This is a genomic window from Enterobacter sp. 50793107, from assembly GCF_001463365.1.
GTDB lineage: Bacteria > Pseudomonadota > Gammaproteobacteria > Enterobacterales > Enterobacteriaceae > Enterobacter > Enterobacter cloacae.
The window spans coordinates 105,757-127,378 of the sequence record NZ_LNII01000014.1; the positions used below are offsets into that span (position 1 = coordinate 105,757).

General features: G+C 54.8%; 15 protein-coding genes, 1 tRNA gene and 1 pseudogene. 11 read left to right on the plus strand and 6 right to left on the minus strand.

The features are described from left to right. Positions 1-28 precede the first annotated feature (28 nt). The 3 genes from APU11_RS02910 to APU11_RS02920 all read left to right on the plus strand — a co-directional run bounded on the left by APU11_RS02910 (position 29) and on the right by APU11_RS02920 (position 2,079). Complete coding sequence (locus APU11_RS02910; protein ID WP_013098689.1) at positions 29-742, plus strand: DUF554 domain-containing protein; 714 nt, start codon at positions 29-31, stop codon at positions 740-742. A 95-nt stretch (positions 743-837) separates the two neighbouring features. Next, positions 838-913 (plus strand) — tRNA-Phe (locus tag APU11_RS02915). A gap of 347 nt (positions 914-1,260) precedes the next feature. Next, positions 1,261-2,079 carry a DUF4225 domain-containing protein gene (locus tag APU11_RS02920; RefSeq protein ID WP_058650707.1) on the plus strand — a complete coding sequence of 273 codons (819 nt, stop codon included), beginning with the start codon at positions 1,261-1,263 and terminating at the stop codon, positions 2,077-2,079. Here APU11_RS02920 and APU11_RS26395 read toward each other — a convergent pair. The 3 genes from APU11_RS26395 to APU11_RS02930 all read right to left on the minus strand — a co-directional run bounded on the left by APU11_RS26395 (position 2,057) and on the right by APU11_RS02930 (position 5,046). Beyond that, positions 2,057-2,383 (minus strand): hypothetical protein, encoded by a 327-nt coding sequence (locus APU11_RS26395; protein WP_058684871.1) that lies wholly within the window; start codon positions 2,381-2,383, stop codon positions 2,057-2,059. The two genes, APU11_RS02920 and APU11_RS26395, sit on opposite strands and share 23 nt — an antisense overlap. A gap of 246 nt (positions 2,384-2,629) precedes the next feature. Beyond that, complete coding sequence (locus APU11_RS02925) at positions 2,630-4,417, minus strand: hybrid sensor histidine kinase/response regulator (RefSeq protein ID WP_058650708.1); 1,788 nt, start codon at positions 4,415-4,417, stop codon at positions 2,630-2,632. Beyond that, positions 4,414-5,046, minus strand: a complete 633-nt coding sequence (locus tag APU11_RS02930; protein ID WP_013098693.1) for a response regulator transcription factor — start codon at positions 5,044-5,046, stop codon at positions 4,414-4,416. The genes APU11_RS02925 and APU11_RS02930 overlap by 4 nt, the downstream gene beginning before the upstream one ends. Before the next feature lie 175 nt (positions 5,047-5,221). Here APU11_RS02930 and APU11_RS02935 point away from each other — a divergent pair, with 175 nt between their 5' ends. Beyond that, positions 5,222-5,536 (plus strand): lipoprotein, encoded by a 315-nt coding sequence (locus APU11_RS02935; protein ID WP_013098694.1) that lies wholly within the window; start codon positions 5,222-5,224, stop codon positions 5,534-5,536. A 116-nt stretch (positions 5,537-5,652) separates the two neighbouring features. Beyond that, complete coding sequence (locus tag APU11_RS02940; protein WP_058650709.1) at positions 5,653-8,670, plus strand: autotransporter outer membrane beta-barrel domain-containing protein; 3,018 nt, start codon at positions 5,653-5,655, stop codon at positions 8,668-8,670. Positions 8,671-8,748: 78 nt separating this feature from the next. Here the strand turns inward: APU11_RS02940 and APU11_RS02945 are convergent, their stop codons facing one another. Further along, positions 8,749-9,276: a LuxR C-terminal-related transcriptional regulator gene (locus APU11_RS02945; protein ID WP_045902695.1), complete on the minus strand. Its 528-nt coding sequence runs from the start codon at positions 9,274-9,276 to the stop codon at positions 8,749-8,751. Between the two features lie 670 nt (positions 9,277-9,946). Here APU11_RS02945 and pgaA point away from each other — a divergent pair. From pgaA to pgaD, 4 genes are read left to right on the plus strand one after another with little or no spacing between them, the layout of a single operon-like run. Continuing rightward, the gene (gene pgaA, locus APU11_RS02950) at positions 9,947-12,385 is read left to right on the plus strand and encodes a poly-beta-1,6 N-acetyl-D-glucosamine export porin PgaA (RefSeq protein WP_058650710.1); all 2,439 of its coding nucleotides are present in this window, start codon (positions 9,947-9,949) and stop codon (positions 12,383-12,385) included. 8 nt (positions 12,386-12,393) lie between these two features. Beyond that, on the plus strand, positions 12,394-14,331 hold the full coding sequence (pgaB, locus tag APU11_RS02955) for a poly-beta-1,6-N-acetyl-D-glucosamine N-deacetylase PgaB (protein ID WP_058650711.1): 1,938 nt from the start codon (positions 12,394-12,396) through the stop codon (positions 14,329-14,331). After that, the gene (gene pgaC / locus APU11_RS02960; RefSeq protein ID WP_058650712.1) at positions 14,324-15,655 is read left to right on the plus strand and encodes a poly-beta-1,6-N-acetyl-D-glucosamine synthase; all 1,332 of its coding nucleotides are present in this window, start codon (positions 14,324-14,326) and stop codon (positions 15,653-15,655) included. The genes pgaB and pgaC overlap by 8 nt, the downstream gene beginning before the upstream one ends. Next, positions 15,652-16,080: a poly-beta-1,6-N-acetyl-D-glucosamine biosynthesis protein PgaD gene (pgaD, locus tag APU11_RS02965; RefSeq protein ID WP_013098699.1), complete on the plus strand. Its 429-nt coding sequence runs from the start codon at positions 15,652-15,654 to the stop codon at positions 16,078-16,080. Before pgaC ends, pgaD begins: the two co-directional genes overlap by 4 nt. 47 nt (positions 16,081-16,127) lie before the next feature. On the opposite strand, the gene gss is transcribed toward pgaD, so the two are convergent. Next, positions 16,128-17,990: a bifunctional glutathionylspermidine amidase/synthase gene (gene gss, locus APU11_RS02970; protein ID WP_058650713.1), complete on the minus strand. Its 1,863-nt coding sequence runs from the start codon at positions 17,988-17,990 to the stop codon at positions 16,128-16,130. A gap of 183 nt (positions 17,991-18,173) precedes the next feature. Between gss and yghU the strand changes: the two are divergent. Then, a pseudogene (gene yghU / locus APU11_RS02975) lies at positions 18,174-19,043 on the plus strand (glutathione-dependent disulfide-bond oxidoreductase). Between the two features lie 160 nt (positions 19,044-19,203). Continuing rightward, positions 19,204-19,536 carry a hypothetical protein gene (locus tag APU11_RS02980; protein ID WP_038983495.1) on the plus strand — a complete coding sequence of 111 codons (333 nt, stop codon included), beginning with the start codon at positions 19,204-19,206 and terminating at the stop codon, positions 19,534-19,536. 271 nt (positions 19,537-19,807) lie between these two features. Here APU11_RS02980 and APU11_RS02985 read toward each other — a convergent pair whose 3' ends face one another. Then, positions 19,808-21,355 carry a methyl-accepting chemotaxis protein gene (locus APU11_RS02985; protein ID WP_058650715.1) on the minus strand — a complete coding sequence of 516 codons (1,548 nt, stop codon included), beginning with the start codon at positions 21,353-21,355 and terminating at the stop codon, positions 19,808-19,810. Positions 21,356-21,622: the final 267 nt, after the last annotated feature.

Sequence of the window (21,622 nt, forward strand, 5' to 3'; positions counted from 1 at the left end):
ACCTATGATTAAGTAACAGGAGTTTTCCGTGGTTATCGGGCCATTTATCAACGCGAGTGCCGTATTGCTGGGCGGCGTACTCGGTGCAGTGTTAAGTCAGCGATTACCGGAGCGTATTCGCGTCTCTATGCCCTCCATTTTTGGCCTGGCCTCCCTCGGGATTGGCATTCTGCTGGTGATAAAATGCGCCAACCTGCCGGTTATGGTGTTGGCCACTCTGCTCGGGGCGCTAATTGGTGAGTTTTGTTATCTGGAAAAGGGGATTAACAACGCGGTCAGCAAAGCGAAAAACCTGATAGCCCGTCCGGGCAAAGCCAAACACGGCACCCATGAGACGTTTATTCAAAACTACGTTGCCATCATTATTCTCTTTTGCGCCAGCGGCACCGGGATTTTCGGTTCGATGCAGGAAGGGATGACCGGCGACCCCAGCATTTTAATCGCGAAGGCGTTTCTCGATTTCTTCACCGCTACGATTTTTGCCACCACGCTCGGTATCGCGGTGGCCGCGATTTGTGTACCAATGCTGCTGATTCAGCTGGCGCTCGCCACCTGCGCCACCCTGATCCTTCCGCTGACTACGCCCGCGATGATGGCGGATTTTACCGCCGTTGGCGGTCTGCTCCTGCTGGCAACAGGGCTGCGCATCTGCGGGATCAAGATGTTCGCGGTGGTGAATATGCTGCCCGCCCTGCTGCTCGCCATGCCGCTTTCCGCGCTGTGGACCCACTTTTTCGCTTAAGATTGCGACGAACTGGTGAGAGATTGTGCATCCTGTAACGAAAACAACATTTTTCGTTGACGGCGGAGAGTGAATCGGGTTTAATGCGCCCCGTTGCCCGGATAGCTCAGTCGGTAGAGCAGGGGATTGAAAATCCCCGTGTCCTTGGTTCGATTCCGAGTCCGGGCACCACTCATTTTAAACCCTCGCTTAGGCGGGGGTTTTTGCTTTCTGAGTCAGCAAAGTAGCTACCGCCCTTTTCTTTCCTCCATCCCCCGCTTCCCTGTGGTACGCAATTGGCGTGTTTACCGTCACATAGAAACAGAAAAACCTGACCTTCACCGATCTGTTCAAGTATTGTAAAGCACATATCAACCCCACAAAGCCCGACAGAATGGCGTCACGTATGCGTGAAGTGACTTCTGCTTCAGACCACGTAACCACATTGCTACTATATGGTGCGTTGGTACGCATGGCTGTCATGGGGAGTCGTTTATCAGTTTAAGCAGTGGCCGGTAAAGCAATGGAGAGAAATTACAATGGATGCAGCATTACTTAACATGATGCACTCAGGTGGAAGAAATAAAGCCTGGGCGGAAACTATGGTGAATATGGAAGCCAGGAAGCTGGTAAATACAGCCAACACTATATCGGCTTTTCATCTCAGCGATAGTCTGACTCGAATGAAGTTTATTCAGGAAATTCGTGACCTCATAGAACAACAGTTTACATTAGCTCGTCGGGCTAAATCAGATGAAGAATGCATGGAATGCGTTAAAGTTCTGAGAGAAGAAAACTGTAACCTCCTGGAACAAGCTCGTTTATTACGAACGAGGGCAGCCAAACTTTACGCTAAAGTCGAGTTCATCCGAGAGAATAACAAAATTGTTGGATATGTGATCTCGGCAGTTAGTGTTGTGCTGGCCGGTGCTGAAATAGCTGCGGGGCTTACCCTCATTGGCACTATGACCCCTCTCGGGGTTCTTGCTGGTGCGATACTGGTTACTGACGGGGCAAACAGCATCAGTAAAGAAGTGGCTCGCTACGCAACTCACAACACTACCAGTGAAGGGCTGGTCGCGAATGCCGCGATGTCTACAGCTGAGTTTATGGGCTTTAGTCGTGAGAATGGGTTAGGCGTCTACAAATCAATCTCACTGGCCGCTAATGCGTACACCATTTTTGGCTTGTTACGGCGACCTGGTACCTGGCGACTGTTTCGATATCTGCCTGCTGACTATTACCGAAAGGTAAGCACACTGAGCCGCCCGCAGCTAACAATGAAAATAGCGGGTTATGGCGTGAAAGCTAAGATTGTTTTTGATCTGTTGTCCGTCAGCGATCCGTCCCAGAATTAGTCTGCATTTTACGATAACGCCAGGATTTGTAGCCAAGTTTTGCTGGCGTTATATACCAGATAAAAGGTAGTACAATCAATAACGTGAGCGCAAGTGTCAGACTTGTATCCTTAGATGCAAGTAAAAGAGTTAAAGCCAGTATGATGAAGGCAATAATAGTTATCCACTTCACTGCCTTAAAACGATTGGCCAGATCATGAGTTACGCTATCAAACGAACCACCGTAATTCTCAATATTGTTTTTTAGCTTTTGAAGATCTCGTTTGCTAAAACCTGATTTTAAAAGTGCTTCTTCGCTGGTCATTCTGTTATCAGTCCCATAACTCACTGAACCTGGGACGAAGTTTAACTTAATTTGACGGATAAATCGCTACCTGACGATATTCGTCAAATTTATATTTATATCAACTAGTTGAACATATCTTAGAGTATACGCTCGAAAACTGACATCTACCTGGTACAAGAAACGTGCAGGACACCGCGAGCTAGCTGGCCTTACAGCCTGGCGACCGGGAGCAGGCAGTGAAGCTCAACGCTGCTGTCTATTCCCCTATCCACGACTCCCCGACCACTGTGTCAGCAACGCATGCAGTTTAGCCGGCTCCAGAGGCTTACGTAGCACCATGTACCCTTCCTGCTCCGCCTCCAGCAGAACCGGCGAATTAAATTCGCCGCTGACCATCGCGCCACTCATGTCCGGCAGACGTTCAAATAGCGCTTTCAGGATGTCGAAGCCGCTTTCGCCGGATCGCAAACGCTGGTCGCACAGCACGGCGAACGGCGTGAAGCCATCGTCGATGATAGCGAACGCTTCTTCAGCGGAGGCCGCACAGCGCACGTTGATTCCCCAGATGCTCATCAGGCTCTCCCAGGCAGACGTCACCAGCGGGTCGTCATCAACCACCAGACAGGAACCGTGCAGCGGCGCATAGCGTACCGGCGTGGCGATGTTGTCATAGGCGGGTGGCATCTCCGGCGCGATCTCTTCGCCAGCATATTGGGTAAAGCACATCCAGAAGCGTGAACCTTTACCTTCAATGGATTGCATCCCGTACTTCACCTTCATCAGCTTGGCACAGCGGGCAACGACGGCCAGACCCAGCCCGTGTCCTGCACTGTCGATCTTCCAGGCCAGTTCGGGGCGATAGTAAGGTGAGAAGATTTTACCTTTCTCGTCATCGGCAATACCGACACCTGTGTCCCACACCTCCACCATACACCTGTCACCACGTGGTCGGATGGCGACCAGCACGCCGCCCTGTAGCGTGTAGCGGAGGGCATTTTGAATAAGGTTAATGAGCGATTGTCGCACCAGCAGCGGCTCGCCCATCACGTAGATGCGGCGTTTAGGCCGCCAGGTGCGCAGCCTGAGTGCACGGCTGTTGGCCTCTTCGCGAAACAGCGTGATCACCGAGTCGAGCAGCGCGCCGATGTCCACTCTGGCAGGGGCTGTAAGCACATTCCCGGATTCAATCTTGCTGAGGTCAAGGAGGGAATTGAACATCAAATGCACCGAGCGGACGCTCTGCTGCAGATCAAGCAGCTGGGGCGTGAGGCTGTCGTCCCGGTTTCGGTGGATAATCGCTTCGATCAGAAACCCCATGGCGTGTACCGGTTGGCGCAGGTCGTGGCTGGCGGTCGTCAGGAACTGATTTTTATCCAGCAGCGCCTGCTCAGCTTCCTCTTTGGCCTGGCGAAACTGTTCTGCCAGGCGTGAGCTTTTTTCCTCAAGCAGCGCCTGCTGAATAAAGAACGCGTGCGATGTTAATGCATGGCGGTAAATGGCGAAGCCGTACAGCAGGTTCAACATCAGCACAATGAACATCAGATCGTCCAGCCGCCAGATAATGCCAAGATTCAGTACACCCCAGGAGGCGAAGAAAAAGCATGTAAAGGTGCTGATGACCGGCGTCAGATGCGTCGCATTGGCGGCAACGATGGCGGCAATACTGATATTGAGGAGCAGGAAAAAGTCAAAGTTCTGCGTCTGCGGCGTAATTAAATAGAGAGATGAAATCCCCAGCCCGTGAATAAAAGCGATCTTATTTATACGCGGCAGCCAGCGGCGCAGGACGTCTGCTTCATCATGCTCTTTCGCTTCGCGCTGGTAGCGTCGGTGCAATATTCGGATCGCCACGGCACATAGCAGGTAAATAATTATCCAGGTAATGGTTGGGCCGAGTTCATCGCCCAGCAAATTAATCCAGATGGCGAAAGGAATACCGACGAAAGGGACAGCGCTGAAACTGAACACCAGCCGCAAAAAGGTATTATTTAGCAAACGGATCTGCGCGGGAGGAGAGATGCCAGCGTTCTGTAAGCTCTGTAAAAATCTCATTCCGACGGTTCCCGTTTGCCATGCAGAAGCGTGATGGCTTCGACCCGACTGTTAACGCCTATCTTTTTCAATATATTGCTGATGTGCTCTTTGACTGTAGGCTCAGAAATAGAAAGTTGCGCGGCAATTCTTTTATTTGGCAGGCCACGCATAATCATATTTAACACGTCTATTTGTCGCGGCGTTAAGTTAAATTTACTTAACTTCTCATTATTCGACTCAACGGAAAATTCGTTTCCCTCAGGAAACCAGGTGAGATTATCAGTGAGGGCAAAAACGGCCCGTGAAAACATTTCAGGTGGCTCGCTTTTCAATACGAAACCGTGCCCCCCGGCGGCGTGAACTTTCTGCCAGATATCGTTATTGTCATCCCCACTAACCACCAGGAGCCTTACCTGTGGGTAAAGTTGTTTTACTTCTTTGAGTAATTTCAACGCGGTACCGGACGAGAGCCAAAAATCGATTACCAGCAAACGTGGCGGGCCATTATCCCTAATTTGACGGTAGCAATCATCCTCATTCGTCACCACACTCGCCTGCTTAAATCGGCAATGTGTAATCAGAAAATTGGCGATACCGCTTGCTACCAATGGATGGTCATCAACGACCAACGCATAATTCTGCCCCAAAGGATCCTCCTTTTACCTTCGCATATTAGAGAGTACGGATGAATTATTATCTACCCACCCTACTTTAGGAGGGTTTTTTCGATTAGGAAAGGGAAATATATTATTCGCAGATTTGAGTAATAGAAAACATAAATACAATCAGCGAAATTAACTGATTGGATATAAAGGATAATTTATGAAAAAACCACTACTCTTTTTAACCGTTACGTTGATGCTAGCCGGTTGTTCCACGCTAAAAACCGATCAGGCCATTCCACTTCTGCAGGCGGAAACCGCTAAAATGCTGGGGCTGGGCTCATCGGATGAAATAACCGTAACCAATGTTAATGGCGCCCAACCGGATGCACTGGGAGGGCAAAAGCTGTCTTATCGCGCTACGACGGAAAAAGGGCGTATTTTCGATTGCTCATCGATGATGATGCCAGGGATTTTAGGATCCGCCCCGACGCTGAGCGCGCCAACCTGTACACCTGTGGTCACCCATAAATAATTAACTTCACATCAAAAGGCGTACACATATTACGCCTTTTACTTTTTCTGTCGTATCGCATTTTTCATATAAAACCGATTTTCCAGACATCACGCTAATGAGTACGGAGATACCCTGTGAATAACTCTACATCGCATTCTTTAGCGGTAAAGACGCCGCTTTCCAGGCTTTACCTCGCTCTATTTTCCGCGCCGCTGTTACTGCTTTCACCTGCCGATTTCGCGCGTGCAGCCGATGCCATTTTTGATGGCGACTCACGTATTACCGAAACGCTGGGTTACACCGGAGACGTTTACGTTGGACGCAATCAACGCGGAAACCTGCTGATCGATAATGGCAAAATCACCGCCTATAACATCAATATCGGTCGGCTGTTCGACGGCCAAATTTATGAAAGCGTGGTCACAGTCCGTGGGCCAAACGCTGAGCTTAACGCGGTGAACGATCAGTACGTCCTGCGCGGCGACCTGAATCTCGGCCTCGGCACCCTTCGAGTCGAAGAGGGCGCGCTGGCGAGCGCGAAAGAGATCGTTGTCGGCACCACCCGCGGCTACGACAGCCACCTTATCGCCACGGGCGCCGGATCTCGCGTAACCAGTAATTTTCTCAGCGTAGGCACCGATCTGGGCGCACGCTCCACGCTGGCGATTGAGGACGGCGCCGCGCTCAATACCACCTACGATGCGCGCATCGGCAATGGTACCGGGCCGGATGAAACCGACACACTGAGCCCGAAAGCCACCGTCACGGGGAGCGGCTCACAGTGGAATGTTGGCCGTACGCTGACGCTTAATGGCGACCTGGACGTGCTGAACGGCGGAGCGGTTAACGTTGGCGGCGTGCAGGTGGCGGGCGTCTCCGGGGCCGGAAAAACCGCCGAGCTGGTTATTGCAGGCAAAGACTCGCGCTTTACCAGCGACAGCAGCGTTAGCGTGGGCGATTATGGCAATGGCGTGCTGTCGGTTATTGACGGCGGTTCATTTTCCGCAGGCAGCAATGCGCTGATTGTAGGGACATCGGGCTCCGGTTCGAACCGGGGGGCGCTCATCATCGGCAGCCGCGGCAACATGGACACCGGCACGGGTATAACTGAGCCAACGCTTGGTACGGCAGGCGGCGCGGGTACCCTCGATGCGAAGACGGCAATCAGCCTGCGTGGCGGGCTATTCGGCAGTTATGTCTATTTCAACCATACCGACGAAAATTACATCTTCAGCAACAAGATGAGCGGCGAAGGTGAGGTGATAAATACCTCCGGGCAGACAACGCTGAACGGCGATCTTTCAGCGCTTCAGGCGAACGTGACCGCGCGCGGTGGCAAAGTCATTATTGCCAGCAACATCAACACCCAGCCAGAAGACGATATTTTTGAGATTCAGACCCTTAGCGCCGAGAACGGCGGTACGCTGATCCTCAACGCAACGGCGGGATCCGACGTTAACAACGGACAAGGTTACAGTAGCGCCGCGTCAATCAAGGCCGGTGGCACGCTGGGGGGGAACGGCACGTTGGGCCAGACTGAGATCCTGTCCGGCGGGCATATCTCACCAGGGGATGGCGATATCGGCACGCTGACGCTGAAACGTTATCTGAATTTTATCGGCGAATCCTTCTATGACGTTGATATCGCGGGAGATGGCCGCAGTGACCAACTGCTGGTATCGGGCAAAACCACCATCAGCAATCAGGCTAAGGTACAGGTCACCGCGCTGGATCCGCAAACCAGCTACAAAACGGGCCAAAGCTATCGCATTTTAACCTCGAACGGGGGTATTGACGGCCAGTTCGCCGGAGCGATTTCCAAATCCGCCTTCCTGGACGTGGCGCTTAAGCAGAGCACCGACGCCGTCGATCTGACCATCGCGCAGAAAGAGACCGGCGGCGAGAATCCTGGAGGTGAAAACCCGGGCGGTGAAAACCCGGGTGGTGAGAACCCGGGAGGAGAAAACCCCGGCGGTCAAAACCCGGGTGGTGAGAACCCGGGAGGAGAAAACCCCGGCAGCGGCAAGCCAGGGATTTTCCAGACCGTGGCAAAGAGCAGCAACCAGTGGAATACCGCCGGCGCGCTCTCCACGCTCACGCAAAGCGGCCCGTCGCTGGCGCTGTATAACTCGCTACTGGTGCTGAGCGCACCGGAAGCGCGCGAGGCGTTTAACCAGCTGTCCGGAGAAGTTTATCCGTCAATGCAATCCAACCTGATAGCCGGCAGCACGCAGGTGTTTAACGTGTTAAACCAGCGTATGCAGCGCGCGTTTGATAACGACAGCCTGCCGATACCACCGTTAGCGATGTCGCTGGTGCAGCAGCCGGAGCCGCAAAACAATGGCGTCTGGGGCCAGACCTTCAGCTCCTGGAGCCGAAACAGCGGCGACGGTAACGTGGGCAAGCTGGACGGCAACACCACCGGTTTCCTGCTGGGGGCAGATCGTAAGCTGGCGGATCATAACGTACGTGTCGGTGGTTACTTCGGCTACAGCCGCGGTGATTACGACGTCGACAGCCGTCGTTCCTCAACAGATACCGACAACTATCACCTCGGCCTGTATGCAGCGGGTCAACAGGATGCGTTCTCCCTTCGCGGCGCACTGGGTTACACCTGGCACAAGATCGAAGGCGAGCGCAATGTTGATTTCAGCGGCTTCTCGGATCGGCTGAAGTCTGATTACGACGCCAACTCGCTGCTGGCGTTCACCGAAGCGGGCTACCGTTTCGGCCAGCCAGAGATGAATGTCGAGCCCTTTGTTAACCTCTCCTGGATTCGACTGCATACCGACAGTTTCAGGGAAGACGGCGGTGCCGCCGCGCTGAGCGTTCACAATGAAACCATGAACACCTTCTATTCCACGCTCGGGGTGCGTGGTGTGACCGGATTGCCGAAGAACGTTAACCTCTACGGTTCGTTGGGCTGGCAGCACGCCTATGGCGATAAGAATACCTCTTCGCGTATGGCATTTGCGGGCAGCGACGCGTTCATTACCCAGGGTCAGGCCGTGGATGAGGACGTGATGGTGGGTGATATCGGCGTGAGCGTACAACTGTCGCGTGCAGCGACGCTGGATGTGGGCTATCAGGGGCAATATGGTGCCGATACCCGCGTCAACTCGGTTAACGCTAATCTGCGCTGGTCGTTCTGATTGATATCAACGCTGAAGTGCCGGGTTGCGCTACGTCGACCCGGCCTTCGTGGCGGTTTTTTTTGGCCTATGACCCAATCAGGGATCGTTCCCATCTCCATCCAGCAGTTTGTTTTTAAAGATAAACAAACACGCCTCGTTAAAATTCTCCGCCCCCAGTCGTTCAGAGAGCGCCGTTCGCGTCCGGTAGAGGCTTTTAATCGAGGTGTTCAGTTCCTCCGCCACCTCTTCCATCGACATGCCCGCCCTGAGCAACCGCAGCATAATCGCTTCATGGGTACTCAACCGTAAGTTAAGCAGCCATTTGGTCGTCAGGCGCCTGCCTTTCATATTCAGCACCAGATTAAACAACGACGCCATGTCAGCCACCGGAAGCGCAGTATTCATAAACATCCTCATGCTGAGCTGATTCTCCTCCCGGTGCCGCATATCGAGCATGACGCAGCCGATTGTTTTTCTCGTTCTGGCCGGATGGCGTATCAGATAATCATACAGACGGAGCGGTGAACGGCTATCAATCAGCACAGAATATTCATCTGCACTGTTATCAAATATCTTTCTGTCAATCGAGTCCAGCAGGATAATATCCGGAAAAAATATCCTCATTCCTCTGACGAGGTAGCGATCCTGTGTCACTAACACTATTGAAGTTGCCACTAACCATCCCTTTTAGATTAAAGCAAGAACGACCCTTCAGAAAGAAGACGCCTTCGTTTTATAGCGCTTTTACATGAACGATAAATGTATTCTGGCTTTGATCATCCCTCGACACACACATTGATTTGTAAGACTTCCCATAGACTATCACTCAATGTCTGCTATTAATTATAAGTAAAAAACAATCGCAGAAAAGTCACCTCTCAAGATATTAAGAATTTTTGTCACGAAACTTCCCAAACATGCACCAGAAAGTACTTTAATTTATGCACCAAAGCCGCATTAAAAATATAAACAAAAACGTCACAATAAAAATAAATACATTATATATCAACGCATTACAAATATAGACTCCGTTAAAAATAATCATAAAAATCACCCGGATACAGAATTATCTCAAAACAACAACCCGGCTTTTCAACATATTTATCCGTCAACATATCAGGTGTACATTACCTTTCACCGGTCCATAACGATAAGGATCCATAATTACCTTTAAGTAAGTACCTCATAACGTAACTGCATTCACATTTTACGCTCTCATTTATGGCCTTTAACGCTACGTATAAAGGCGGCCGTGTTGCGCAATGGATTTATGATAAACAAATGGCAAATAGATATGGAAAGATCACTTCGCTTCAATACTTTATTCTTTTACCGCGTTCCAAAATTATTGTGTCTGCTATTACTGTTTCCCATTCTGGTTCAGGCTGCCGAATCCGTATATGAACAACAGATTCAGCAGGCGCGCAATGGTAATTACACTTCGTTTCTCCATTACCTGCAGCGTTATCAACAACAGCATGCTCTGACGCCAGAACAAGTGGCAGACTGGCTGGAGGTTGCCTCCTGGGCGGGACGCGATGATGAGGTTATTGAGATGTGGTTGCGTTATCACGTTTATATGCCCCTGCCCGCCCGGGGAGTGGCCGCAGCCGCGCAATCCAGGAGAAATCAAAAGCAGTGGCAATCTGCGCTCGCGCTCTGGAAGCAGGCCTGTAGCCTTGCACCGGAGAACGACGACTACCGTATCGGGTATATCAAAACCCTTGCCGATGCCCGCATGGATCGGCTGGCCCTGCAGGAAGCGCAAAAACGGGTAACAGCCCACCCCAGCCAGATAAACCTTGAGACGCTCGCCTATGTGTACTTACGCCAGGGAAAAAGCTGGGATCGTCTATTAGCGGACACCCGCGCCCTGAAGAGCGCCCCCGAGAATCACGTACTGCTCAGCGCGCTCGTCGACGCCCTGAACGATAACCGGGTCAGTACGCCTGCCCTGCGACTGTCACAGGGGATTTCTCTGCCGCCCGCACAACGGCGCCAGCTTGAACTTAACGCCGCCGCCGAACAGGTACGCCTTGCCGATGCGCCTGGGCGGACGGAAAAAGAGCGCCTGCGTCTCGCGCAAGCCGCACTGAATCGCTATGACGCCCTGCTTGCCCGCTGGCAACACGACCCGCAGGCGGCGGAAGATATCATTCGCGCCCGCGTCGACCGCCTTGGCGCGCTGTATGCGCATGGTGATTACCCGCAGGCGATCGCTGAATATCGTGCGCTGACGTCAGCTCACCATCCGGTGCCGGGCTGGGCAATCGGCTGGGTGATCTCTGCGTATCTTCAGGAGCAAAACGCCGATGCAGCCCTGGCACTCCTGCAAAAGTATCCTGACTATGCGCGTAACCCACAGGATGAAGAACATCAGCTTTTCTATGCATATCTGGACACCGGACAGTATCAGGCCGCCCGTCACTATCTTGCGCAGATAACCCGCAACGTTCCCTGGGCTCGCTACGATTACGGCTCGCCAACCGCCCAGCCCAACGATCAATGGCTTATCGGCCAGTCGCTCACGTTTCAGTATTTGCTGGCAACCCATGCCCTGCCGCAAGCAGAAGCCGTGGCGCACCGTCTGGCTGCCACGGCACCCGGCAACCAGGGGCTACAGATTGATTATGCCGCCCTGCTTCAGGCCCGCGGCCTGCCACGGGCCGCAGAGCAAAAGCTCAAAATGGCGGAGGTACTGGAGCCGTCAAATACAGAGCTGGAGCAGCAGCAGGCTTACGTCGCGATGGATCTGCAGGAGTGGCGACAAATGGAACTTCTGACCGACGACGTGCTCGCCCGTGCGCCACGTGACCGCAGCGTCCAGCGCCTGGACAGGCTCAGAAATGTGCATCATATGTCTGAACTGCGTCTGAACGCAGGCAAGGGATTGCACTCCGACAACCCGGTCAGCGGAACACACGATCTGAACGGGGACGCCACGCTCTATGGCCCACCAGTCGCTGATAACTGGCGACTGTTTGGCGGCACCCGCTTTGCCGAGGGCAATTTTGACGAAGGCAAAGGCACCAGCCGCCATCTGGTCGGCGGCGTCGAATGGCGGTCACGGGATATCTGGCTTGAAGCGGAGCTCTCCGGCAACCGTTATCACGGCACCCACACGCCTGGCGCTCGCCTCTCCGGTCAGTACAGCCTGAACGATCGCTGGCAATCTGGCGGCAGCCTTGAACGTCTGTCACGCACCACGCCGTTGCGGGCGTTACGCAATGGGATCCGTGCAGACCGCGCAAAAGGCTGGGTGCGCTGGTATCAGAACGAACGTCGTGAGTACCAGATCAGCGCCGCCATCAGCCATTTTTCCGACCATAACCGCCGACAGGAGTACACCCTCACCGGCAAGGAGCAGCTCTGGCAAACGCCGACCCTGACGCTGGATCTTGAACCGGGCATCTCCGCCAGCGCGAATAGCCAGCGGGATACGCTCTATTACAACCCCGAGCGTGATCTGTCCGCGACGGCTGCGTTGTCCGTCGATCATCAGTTGTACCGCTATTACGACACCCTCTGGAGCCAGCAACTGGTCGCCGGAGCCGGAGGATACTGGCAGAAAAATCAGTCTGCTGGCGCCATCACCCTGCTCGGCTACGGGCAACGCGTTCAATGGAACAACGTCGTGGATACCGGCGTGATGTTGAACTGGGATAAGCGCCCTTACGACGGCAAACGAGAAAGCAATCTCGCCGTCACTTTCGATGCGACTTTACGGTTTTAAGGATGAATATGTTGACCATTCGTTTTCCTGTGGGCCTGCTTATCATCGGCTGGTTATGCCTCAGCGCGAGCGTCTGCGCCCAGGCCATTTCGTTTATTTCGCCCAACGAGAGACCTCAGCCGGAAGCCAGTAAACCCTGGCCGAAGAATCACTTTCTCGTGCTGGCCTATCACGATGTGGAAGATGACGCCGCCGATCAGCGCTATCTCTCCGTGCGGACCAGCGCCTTAAACGAGCAGATAAGCTGGCTTGTGCATAACGGGTATAACGCCATCAGCGTGCAGGATATTCTGGATGCCCACGACGGTAAAAAAACGCTGCCGCCAAAGGCCTTTCTGCTCAGTTTTGATGACGGCTACAGCAGTTTTTATACCCGCGTCTGGCCGTTGCTCCAGGCCTGGAATGTGCCGGCGCTGTGGGCCCCGGTAGGCAGTTGGGTGGATACGCCAGCACATCAAAACGTGAATTTTGGCGGTTTGATGACACCCCGGGACCGTTTCGCGACGTGGGACATGGTGCGCGAGTTAAGCCAGTCCCCGCTGATTGAGATCGGCTCGCATACCTGGGCTTCGCATTACGGTATACCGGCCAATCCACAGGGAAGCCGCGAACCGGCTATTGCCAGCCGCTTTTACGATAACGCGACAGGGCGTTACGAAACTGACCAGCAGTTCAGCCAGCGCATCGGCGATGACGTGCGGAAAGTCACCGAAAAAATCGCGCAGGTGACGGGCAAAGCGCCGCGTGCCTGGGTGTGGCCCTACGGTGCTGCCAACGGCACGTCGCTCGCCATTGCCAGACAGCAGGGTTATCAGCTGGCCTTTACCCTTGAGGACGGGCTGGCAGATGTGCGTCACCTGGACAACATCCCGCGCCTGTTAATCTCCGGGAATCCCTCGCTTAAAGCCTTTGCCAGCAGCATCGCGCAGATTCAGGAGACCGATCCTGTGCGCGTCATGCATGTCGATCTGGACTACGTTTATGACCCCGATCCGGCTCAGCAGACCAAAAACATCAACGCGCTGATCCAGCGGGTCTACGACATGAAAATCAGCCATGTTTTCCTGCAGGCATTTTCCGATCCCCTCGGCAACGGCACGATTAACGCGCTCTACTTCCCCAACCGTCGGCTGCCCGTGCGTGCCGATCTCTTTAACTTTGTCGCCTGGCAACTGCAAACCCGCGCGGGCGTAAAAGTCTACGCGTGGATGCCGGTTCTCTCGTTCGATCTCTCCCCTGCACTGCCGCGCGTGCAGCGTCGGGATCGGCTAACGGGCCAGGTACGCGTCGCCACCGAGCCCTATACCCGGCTTTCGCCGTGGGATCCGCAGGTTCGACAGCAGGTGACCGAAATCTATGAAGATCTGGCCCGCTATGCCAGCTTCAATGGGATCTTGTTCCATGACGATGCGGTGCTGACGGATCAGGATGATGCCGGGCAGCAGACAACGCGCCAGAAAAGCCAGACGCTAACCGGGTTTACCCACGCCCTGAGCCTGGCGGTGAAGCATATCCGCGGTCCGCAGATAAAAACCGCGCGCAATATGTTCGCCCTGCCGATCCTCGACCCGGCGAGCGAGGCGTGGTTTGCGCAGAATCTTGATGACTTTCTGGAGGAGTATGACTGGACGGTGCCGATGGCCATGCCGCTGATGGAGTCCGTCCCGGCAGACGAGAGCAACGCCTGGCTAACGCGCCTGGTTAAGACCGTCGCAACTCGCCCCGGCGCGCTGAATAAAACCATTTTTGAGCTGCAGGCCCGTGACTGGGCGCAGACACCGCAACGCGCCGTACCCGATAGTCGCCTGGCGGAGTGGATGCGCGTGCTCCAGCTTAACGGCAGCAAACATTACGGTTACTACCCCGACGATTTCATCCATAACCAACCTGATCTTTCCCGTATCAGGCCTGAATTCTCTTCGTACTGGTATCCTGACAATGACTGATCGCCTTATCGCCTTCTCAATTTTATGCCTGGTATTTGGGTTGCCATTAGGCGTGGCCGCCCTCTTTACCGGCGAACTGATTCTGGATTTTGTCTTCTTCTGGCCCCTGTTCATGTCCGTATTCTGGATCACCGGGGGGCTCTATTTCTGGTTTCAGCTTGAACGACACTGGTCATGGAACAGAAAAACGCCCGCCCCGACGTTAGAGGGCGATCCGTTAATCTCGATCCTCATTCCCTGTTTCAATGAGGAACGCAACGCCCGGGAGACGATCGGTGCCGCGCTGGCCCAGCGTTACCCGAATATCGAGGTCATCGCCATCAACGATGGTTCTTCCGATAACACCGCGCAGGTGCTGCAACAGCTGGCGCAGGAGCAGCCGCGACTGCGCGTCATTCATCTGGCGGAGAATCAGGGGAAAGCCGTGGCGCTGAAAGCGGGCGCAGCGGCGGCCAGGGGAGACCTTCTGGTCTGTATTGATGGCGATGCCCTGCTCGATCGCGATACCGCCGCTTATCTGGTTGCCCCGCTGATCCACTACCCCCACGTGGGCGCCGTGACCGGGAACCCGCGTATTCGCACGCGCTCCACGTTAATTGGCCGCATTCAGGTGGGCGAATTCTCCTCCATCATAGGACTCATCAAACGCACGCAGCGGATCTATGGCCGGGTCTTTACCGTCTCTGGCGTCATCGCGGCCTTTCGCCGTCAGGCGCTGGCGGACGTAGGATACTGGAGCCCGGATATGATCACCGAAGATATCGACATCAGCTGGAAGCTTCAGCTTCGCCACTGGGATATTTTTTTCGAGCCGCGCGCGCTGTGCTGGATCCTGATGCCGGAGACGCTAAAAGGGCTGTGGAAACAGCGCCTGCGCTGGGCTCAGGGCGGCGCGGAGGTGTTTCTGGTCAATCTTCGCAAGATCGTGCGCTGGGAGCATCATCGCATGTGGCCGCTGTTTTTAGAGTACGCCCTGTCAACGCTGTGGGCGTTTGCGTATGCGGTGACGGTGCTGTTATTTATCATCAGCTCCCTCACGCCGCTCCCGGCAAACCTGACCGTCACGAGCCTGTTCCCGCCGGAATTCACCGGGCTCCTGCTGGGGGTGATGTGCCTGCTGCAGTTCCTCGTCAGTTTGTATATCGAGCGACGCTATGAACATAACGTGGCGAGTTCGCTTTTCTGGATCATCTGGTTTCCGATGGTGTACTGGATGATCGGCCTGTTCACCACCCTCGTCGCCTTCCCAAAGGTCATGCTTAAACGCCAGCGCTCACGCGCGCGCTGGATCAGTCCGGACAGAGGTAAAGGGAGCATTCAATGAACGAAAACACGTTAATCCTGACTGAACATCGGCTGGTGCCCCGGCTGTTTGATGCAGCGTTAACCCTGCTGGCCTGGGGAGGATTTCTCTTTTTCCTCTATGCCAACCTGTGGATGCAGATAACCAACGAGAGCGACTACCGCTGGGGCGTGATTATTGCCTCCTTTAAGACGGTGCTGATCTATTTGCTGATCGCCGCGCTAAACGGCTGGCTGCTGATCCTGTGGTATCAATATAATCGCCGCCGCGCGCATGCAAGACGACATCGCCGCCCTGCAACGCTTAAGCACGACGAGCTGGCCCGCAGCTTTAACGTGACGCCGCAAATCATCTCTGAGATGAGCCAGTACAATTTACTGACGGTCTATCATGACCAGATCGGTCGCATCATTGATTTGAAAATCAGTCAGCAGGACGAGGAATAAACCTCAGGCATCCGCAGGTTCTCCCTGCGGATGCTGATTCTACCCGGTTACTTATCCTTCACCACAATCAGCGGTTCAATATCGCTCTCTTTTTTCACCACCAGCGTTTCATCCCCACGCAGGCAGGTTCCGCCGTAATTCCCGCCCACGGTAAAGGTACAGACCTGAATATATTTGCCGTCCACCTTCGGCAAACACCACAGCTGCTGGTAGATATTCTTGCGATCGACAAACTTGCCGCTGGATTTATCCAGCAGTTCATCCTGGGCGCTGATCAGATCGATATTACTGCCGCAACGGCCGGCAATGGGTTTGACGGCATAACCGGTCTGTTTCAGCAGTTCGTTAATCTCAAAATCGGTATCGAGCAGGTAGCGGTGGTTCGGGAACAGCTGCCACAGCACCGGCAGGATCGCCTTATTGCCTGGGATCACCGTCCACAGCGGTTCAAACACCAGCACTTCCGGGCGCAGCAGGACGTCAATCAGCCGCACCTCGCCTGCCGGGTGGCCGGTGCGGATCGGCACGGCAGCGTATTCGGTTTCGCTGACCTCCCGGATCTGCTCGATTGCCGTCTCCCACGCCCAGGTTTTCCACACGCAGTTGACGTGGCGACCTTCATCGTCGATTAACTGCCCGGCAGCATCCCAGCTCAGCGCGCCCAGACCGTGCAGAATTTTGGTGTCAAACCCGGCCTGCAGCAGCGAGCGCTGAATAAAGAGCGCGTGGTAGTCTTCTTCGACATCGTTGTCCTGCATGATGTGCACGAACGGACGCGCATGGCTGTGTTTCCATGCGCCGGTCAGCTCTTCCAGCAGACCTTCTGCCGGGTTGTGCCCATTGCCGCGATAGCCGTTTTTGACCCACTCTTCCAGAATTAACCCGCCCTCGGTGTGGCAGGAGGCGGAATCAGCGTTGTACTCGTAAACCTTAATGCCGCGCTCATCCATACAGAAATCCATACGACCGGTGATCATATGGTGGCGACGCCACTGCCAGGAGAGACGCAGGCGCGGCCAGAGGATTTTGGGGATATCGAAAAGCGCCAGTAAGTTATCATCTTTCAGCACTTTGTCGGTGGCATGCAGGTACATCAGATGCAGTTCATTGGTCGCTTTAATCAGCTCCTGCTCGGCGCTTTCGGTAATCGTGAAATAGTGGCAGGGATCGTTATTAATAACGTGGCCGTTGGCGCGGATGTAGGCCTGCTGCAGGGCGTCATTTTCGTTGAGCCATTTTCCGTCGTATTGACGTTTATTCTTCAACCGCGCACCGCTGATTTTCAGCAGTTCGCCGTCAGGTTCGGGCTGGGGAATGCTGTGCTCCGTGTCGTCCGTCTGGATCATCCAGCCAAGGATTTCGGTATCGCTGAAGGTGTCATGAAGCGTGTAACAGCCGTTCTCAACGGTCATGCGCAGTTCGCGGGTCCACTGCTGTCCGAGCGGAAGCGGGGAGTGAATAACATTCTGCTCGGCAATGCGGACCTTGCCATCTAAAAGCTGGGTGATTACCGCGACATGGCCGGTTTCATGAAACTCGCCGCCCTTTTGCCAGATGAGCAGCGCCCCGGCCTGCGGCGCGCGTTTCGAGCCGTTGGCAAAAGCCTGTAACGGCAGAATATTATCGTTCACCACCTGGCGCAAAAAACGCAGGGAGAAGATCTCCCACGCCATCCCGACATCGGTAAACACAAAGCCATAGTTGAGGAACAGGAAACGGCGGGCGAATTCCACACACTGCCACTTGTGGCCCATGTATTCGTTGCCAATATAGCTGCGGAAATCCGCGTCTTGCGGGTACTTACGCGGGTCCAGACTGCCGTAATTTGAAGAGTAAATCGCCACGCCACCGGGCGCATAGCCTAACAACGTCCCGAATGGCGCATCACTGCTTAACTTTCCTTTACGCATGTATCCAACCTAAAACAGGCAGGCGGCAATTTTTGGAAGGGTTGTCGTCGTCTGCACGTTGTAATTAACCTGACAGAGGTAGGGTTATCATACACCTCCCCTGACCTTTGCGCTCAGTTCGTTAAACGGTCTATTCATCTCCTGCTACACTGCCTCAACACATCACAAAAAAGGCAGGCCAACATGTCAGAAGAAAATACCTATCAGCCACCCAAAGTGTGGGAATGGAAAAAGAACGGCGGCGGGGCGTTCGCCAACATCAACCGTCCTGTTTCTGGTGCCACACATGAGAAAGATCTGCCCGTCGGTTCGCACCCGCTGCAGCTTTACTCCCTGGGCACGCCGAACGGCCAGAAAGTGACGATCATGCTCGAAGAGCTGCTGGCGCTGGGTGTAACGGGCGCGGAGTACGACGCGTGGCTGATCCGCATCGGTGAAGGCGATCAGTTCTCCAGTGGCTTTGTTGAGGTGAACCCGAACTCGAAAATACCGGCGCTTCGTGACCACTCCACCACCCCGCCAACGCGCGTATTTGAATCCGGCAACATTCTGCTCTATCTGGCAGAGAAGTTCGGGCATTTCCTGCCAAAAGATCCGGCTGGCCGCACGGAAACCCTGAACTGGCTGTTCTGGCTACAGGGCGCGGCCCCGTTCCTCGGTGGCGGTTTCGGCCATTTCTACAACTATGCGCCAGTGAAGATCGAGTACGCGATTGACCGCTTCACGATGGAAGCCTAGCGCCTGTTCGACGTACTGGATAAACAGCTCGCCCGCGGCCGTTACGTGGCGGGTGAAGAATACACCATCGCCGATATGGCGGTCTGGCCGTGGTTTGGCTGCGTGGCGCTGGGCAGCGTCTACAACGCCGCCGAGTTCCTGGACGCAGAGAAGTACACCAACGTCCAGCGCTGGGCGAAAGACGTAGCGAACCGCCCTGCCGTGAAGCGCGGACGGATTGTGAACCGCACCAACGGTGAGCTTAACGAGCAACTCCACGAACGCCACGCGGCGAGCGACTTCGAGACCAAAACCGAAGATAAGCGTCAGGCGTGATGCAATGCCGGGCGGGTAACCGCCCGGCCAGGCAAATCCTTGTCCAGGGCATGATTAGCTTAAGGGTTGGGCCGGTATTACTGGCACTATGCGGACGTTTTTCTCCAGCCAGACGGCGAGAAGCGACGTTTCAACCGACAGCAGTCACAAAGGATTTGTTATGAAATCAATCAATACAGCGCTGGTGATCAGCATCCTTCTTTTTTCTACCTCAGGTATGGCGATGGATAAAACCGCCGCCGGTGCGGTAGCAGGCGCGGCGATTGGGGCGGCCACAGGTAAAGATCTGAAATCCACCGTAGGCGGCGCGGTCGTGGGTGCAGGCACGGGTGCGATGTTCAAAAACGGTGACAAAGGTAAAGCCGCGCGTAAAGGCGGTGCCGTAGGCGCTGTTGTTGGTGCAGGTGCCGCTGCCGTAATGGGCAACAGCGTACTGAAAGGTGCCGCTGTGGGTGCGGGTTCAGGCGCGCTGATTGGTGAAGCGACGCACTGATAACCGCCGTGGTTCTGCTTTTCGAGCCGGTAGGTTGAGTTTAATGACAACCCCCCGCTATCAACAACTGAACCGCTTGTTTTGCCGGGTGGCGCTACGCTGACCCGGTCTACAATCGACAACAATATCAATAAATTGGCACTGTTCGTTGTAGGCCCGTGCAAGCGTAGCGCCGCCGGGCGAGGGGCACATCTCGCACGATGTCAGCAGCCTGAACCCAGCGCTTACGCTGGGTTTCTTGTTTTCTCTGGTCAGGCAACCAACCGCAACATTATGCCGTGAGACGGAACTTCTGCACCGAACGCTGAAGCTCTTCGGTCTGCCGCTCAAGTGCCGCTGCCGCGGCGGAGACCTGCTCCACCAGCGAGGCGTTTTGCTGGGTCACACCGTCCATCTGCGTAATGGCAACCCCGACCTGGGAAATGCCTTTGCTTTGCTCCTCAGAGGCTGACGCAATCTGCTTCATGATGGTGGTCACTTCCGTTACATCGCGCAGAATCGCTTCCATGGTGGTCCCCGTGTCGTTCACCAGTTGAGCCCCCTGGTCGACGCGAGCGACGGAATCGGCAATCAGCCCTTCAATCTCTTTCGCCGCGTTGGCGCTGCGGCTGGCCAGATTACGCACCTCACCTGCCACCACGGCAAAGCCACGGCCTTGCTCACCCGCTCGCGCCGCTTCCACTGCTGCGTTGAGCGCCAGGATATTGGTCTGGAAGGCGATACTGTTAATCACGGTGGTGATTTCAGCAATTTTCTTCGAGCTGTCGGAAATACCGCTCATGGTGGTCACCACCTCCTCCACCAGCGAGCCACCGCGGCTGGCCGTGGTCGATGCCACATCCGCCAGCAGGCTTGCCTGACGTGCGCTTTCGGCGTTCAGCTTCACGGTGGCAGTGAGTTGCTCCATGCTGGCTGCTGTCTCTTCCAGCGCGGCAGCCTGCTCTTCGGTACGGGAGGAGAGATCGTTGTTACCGCTGGAGATCTCGGTCGCCCCGCGCCAGATATTTTCACTGCCCGCGCGGATCGTGCTGACCGCCTCACGCAGGCTGTCCTGCATGGCACTCAGCAACGGCACCAGCTGTCCCACACAGTTACGTCCAAACGGTTCAATAGGCTGGCTGAGATCGCCCTGCGCAATCTGGCGGAACTGCTGACGAATTCGGTCCAGCGGTTTCACCAGCATCGCCACCAGGTAACGGTCGCTAAAGAGCAGGATCAGCAGACCAATCACGGTGGCGGCAATAATCACCGTGCGGGTCATGCTGGTCAGGCCATCCACCACTACGCGGGTACTATCGAGGGCCTTCGCAGCGGCGTTATTGAACTCCTCAGCGGCCGCACCAAACGCACGGCTCAGCTGTGGCGTGACGTTATTAGCCTGCTGGCGATAACCATCCAGCGCGCCCAGCTTCGCCTGCTGCATTTGTGGCGTAACGCCCTGCTCGAGCAGCGCCTGCCAGGTGCCGATCACCCGGGAGGAGACCTGTTCATCCATCGGGCCCGGAGAGATCGCTTTCATCTCGGCCAGTTTTTTGCCCATGTTATCCAGCGCCTGCTGGGCGGAGGCCAGATCCGGCGTACCGCCGGCGGCTTTGACTTCCATCGCGCGGCTCAGTCGGGTGACAAACCGGAAATACTGATCGTTGCCCTGGCTGAGTATGGTCATCTGTTTCACCAGCTGGCGATCGACTTCATTGCCATCCGAAACGCGAGAGAGGGACCAGGTGCTGTAGAGTCCAACGCCTGCCCACATTAAACAAAAGATCCCCAGGATCGTCAGCATGACGAAACGGATCGTGAAATTACGGAGCATGTTCATAAGTGTTCCTTGCCGTGAGGGTGAGTTCGCCCAGAGGCGAGTACTACTCTCGTTATCGGCAGGAACCGGGGAAGTTATACTTTTTCGCGAATAATTTTATAAAAATATTTACTGCCTTGCCGAGCGCTGGAAAAGCGATAATTGCTGCGGGGAAAATCTCCCTGCACAATACGTGTTTTAATATTTCAGCAGCTGTCGATATGTAAAACAGACAAACAGTTAATTAACCTCATAACCCGAAAGGGTTAATGCTCTGGTGATATGGGG

Bases quoted from the DNA above. Each gene is read 5' to 3' on its own strand.
- APU11_RS02920 (WP_058650707.1), top strand. From the start codon at position 1,261: ATGGATGCAGCATTACTTAACATGATGCACTCAGGTGGAAGAAATAAA.
- APU11_RS26395 (WP_058684871.1), bottom strand. From the start codon at position 2,383: ATGACCAGCGAAGAAGCACTTTTAAAATCAGGTTTTAGCAAACGAGAT.
- pgaC (WP_058650712.1), top strand. From the start codon at position 14,324: ATGACTGATCGCCTTATCGCCTTCTCAATTTTATGCCTGGTATTTGGG.
- APU11_RS02925 (WP_058650708.1), bottom strand. From the start codon at position 4,417: ATGAGATTTTTACAGAGCTTACAGAACGCTGGCATCTCTCCTCCCGCG.
- APU11_RS02935 (WP_013098694.1), top strand. From the start codon at position 5,222: ATGAAAAAACCACTACTCTTTTTAACCGTTACGTTGATGCTAGCCGGT.
- APU11_RS02980 (WP_038983495.1), top strand. From the start codon at position 19,204: ATGAAATCAATCAATACAGCGCTGGTGATCAGCATCCTTCTTTTTTCT.
- APU11_RS02945 (WP_045902695.1), bottom strand. From the start codon at position 9,276: ATGAGGATATTTTTTCCGGATATTATCCTGCTGGACTCGATTGACAGA.
- APU11_RS02985 (WP_058650715.1), bottom strand. From the start codon at position 21,355: ATGAACATGCTCCGTAATTTCACGATCCGTTTCGTCATGCTGACGATC.
- pgaA (WP_058650710.1), top strand. From the start codon at position 9,947: ATGGAAAGATCACTTCGCTTCAATACTTTATTCTTTTACCGCGTTCCA.
- pgaB (WP_058650711.1), top strand. From the start codon at position 12,394: ATGTTGACCATTCGTTTTCCTGTGGGCCTGCTTATCATCGGCTGGTTA.
- pgaD (WP_013098699.1), top strand. From the start codon at position 15,652: ATGAACGAAAACACGTTAATCCTGACTGAACATCGGCTGGTGCCCCGG.
- gss (WP_058650713.1), bottom strand. From the start codon at position 17,990: ATGCGTAAAGGAAAGTTAAGCAGTGATGCGCCATTCGGGACGTTGTTA.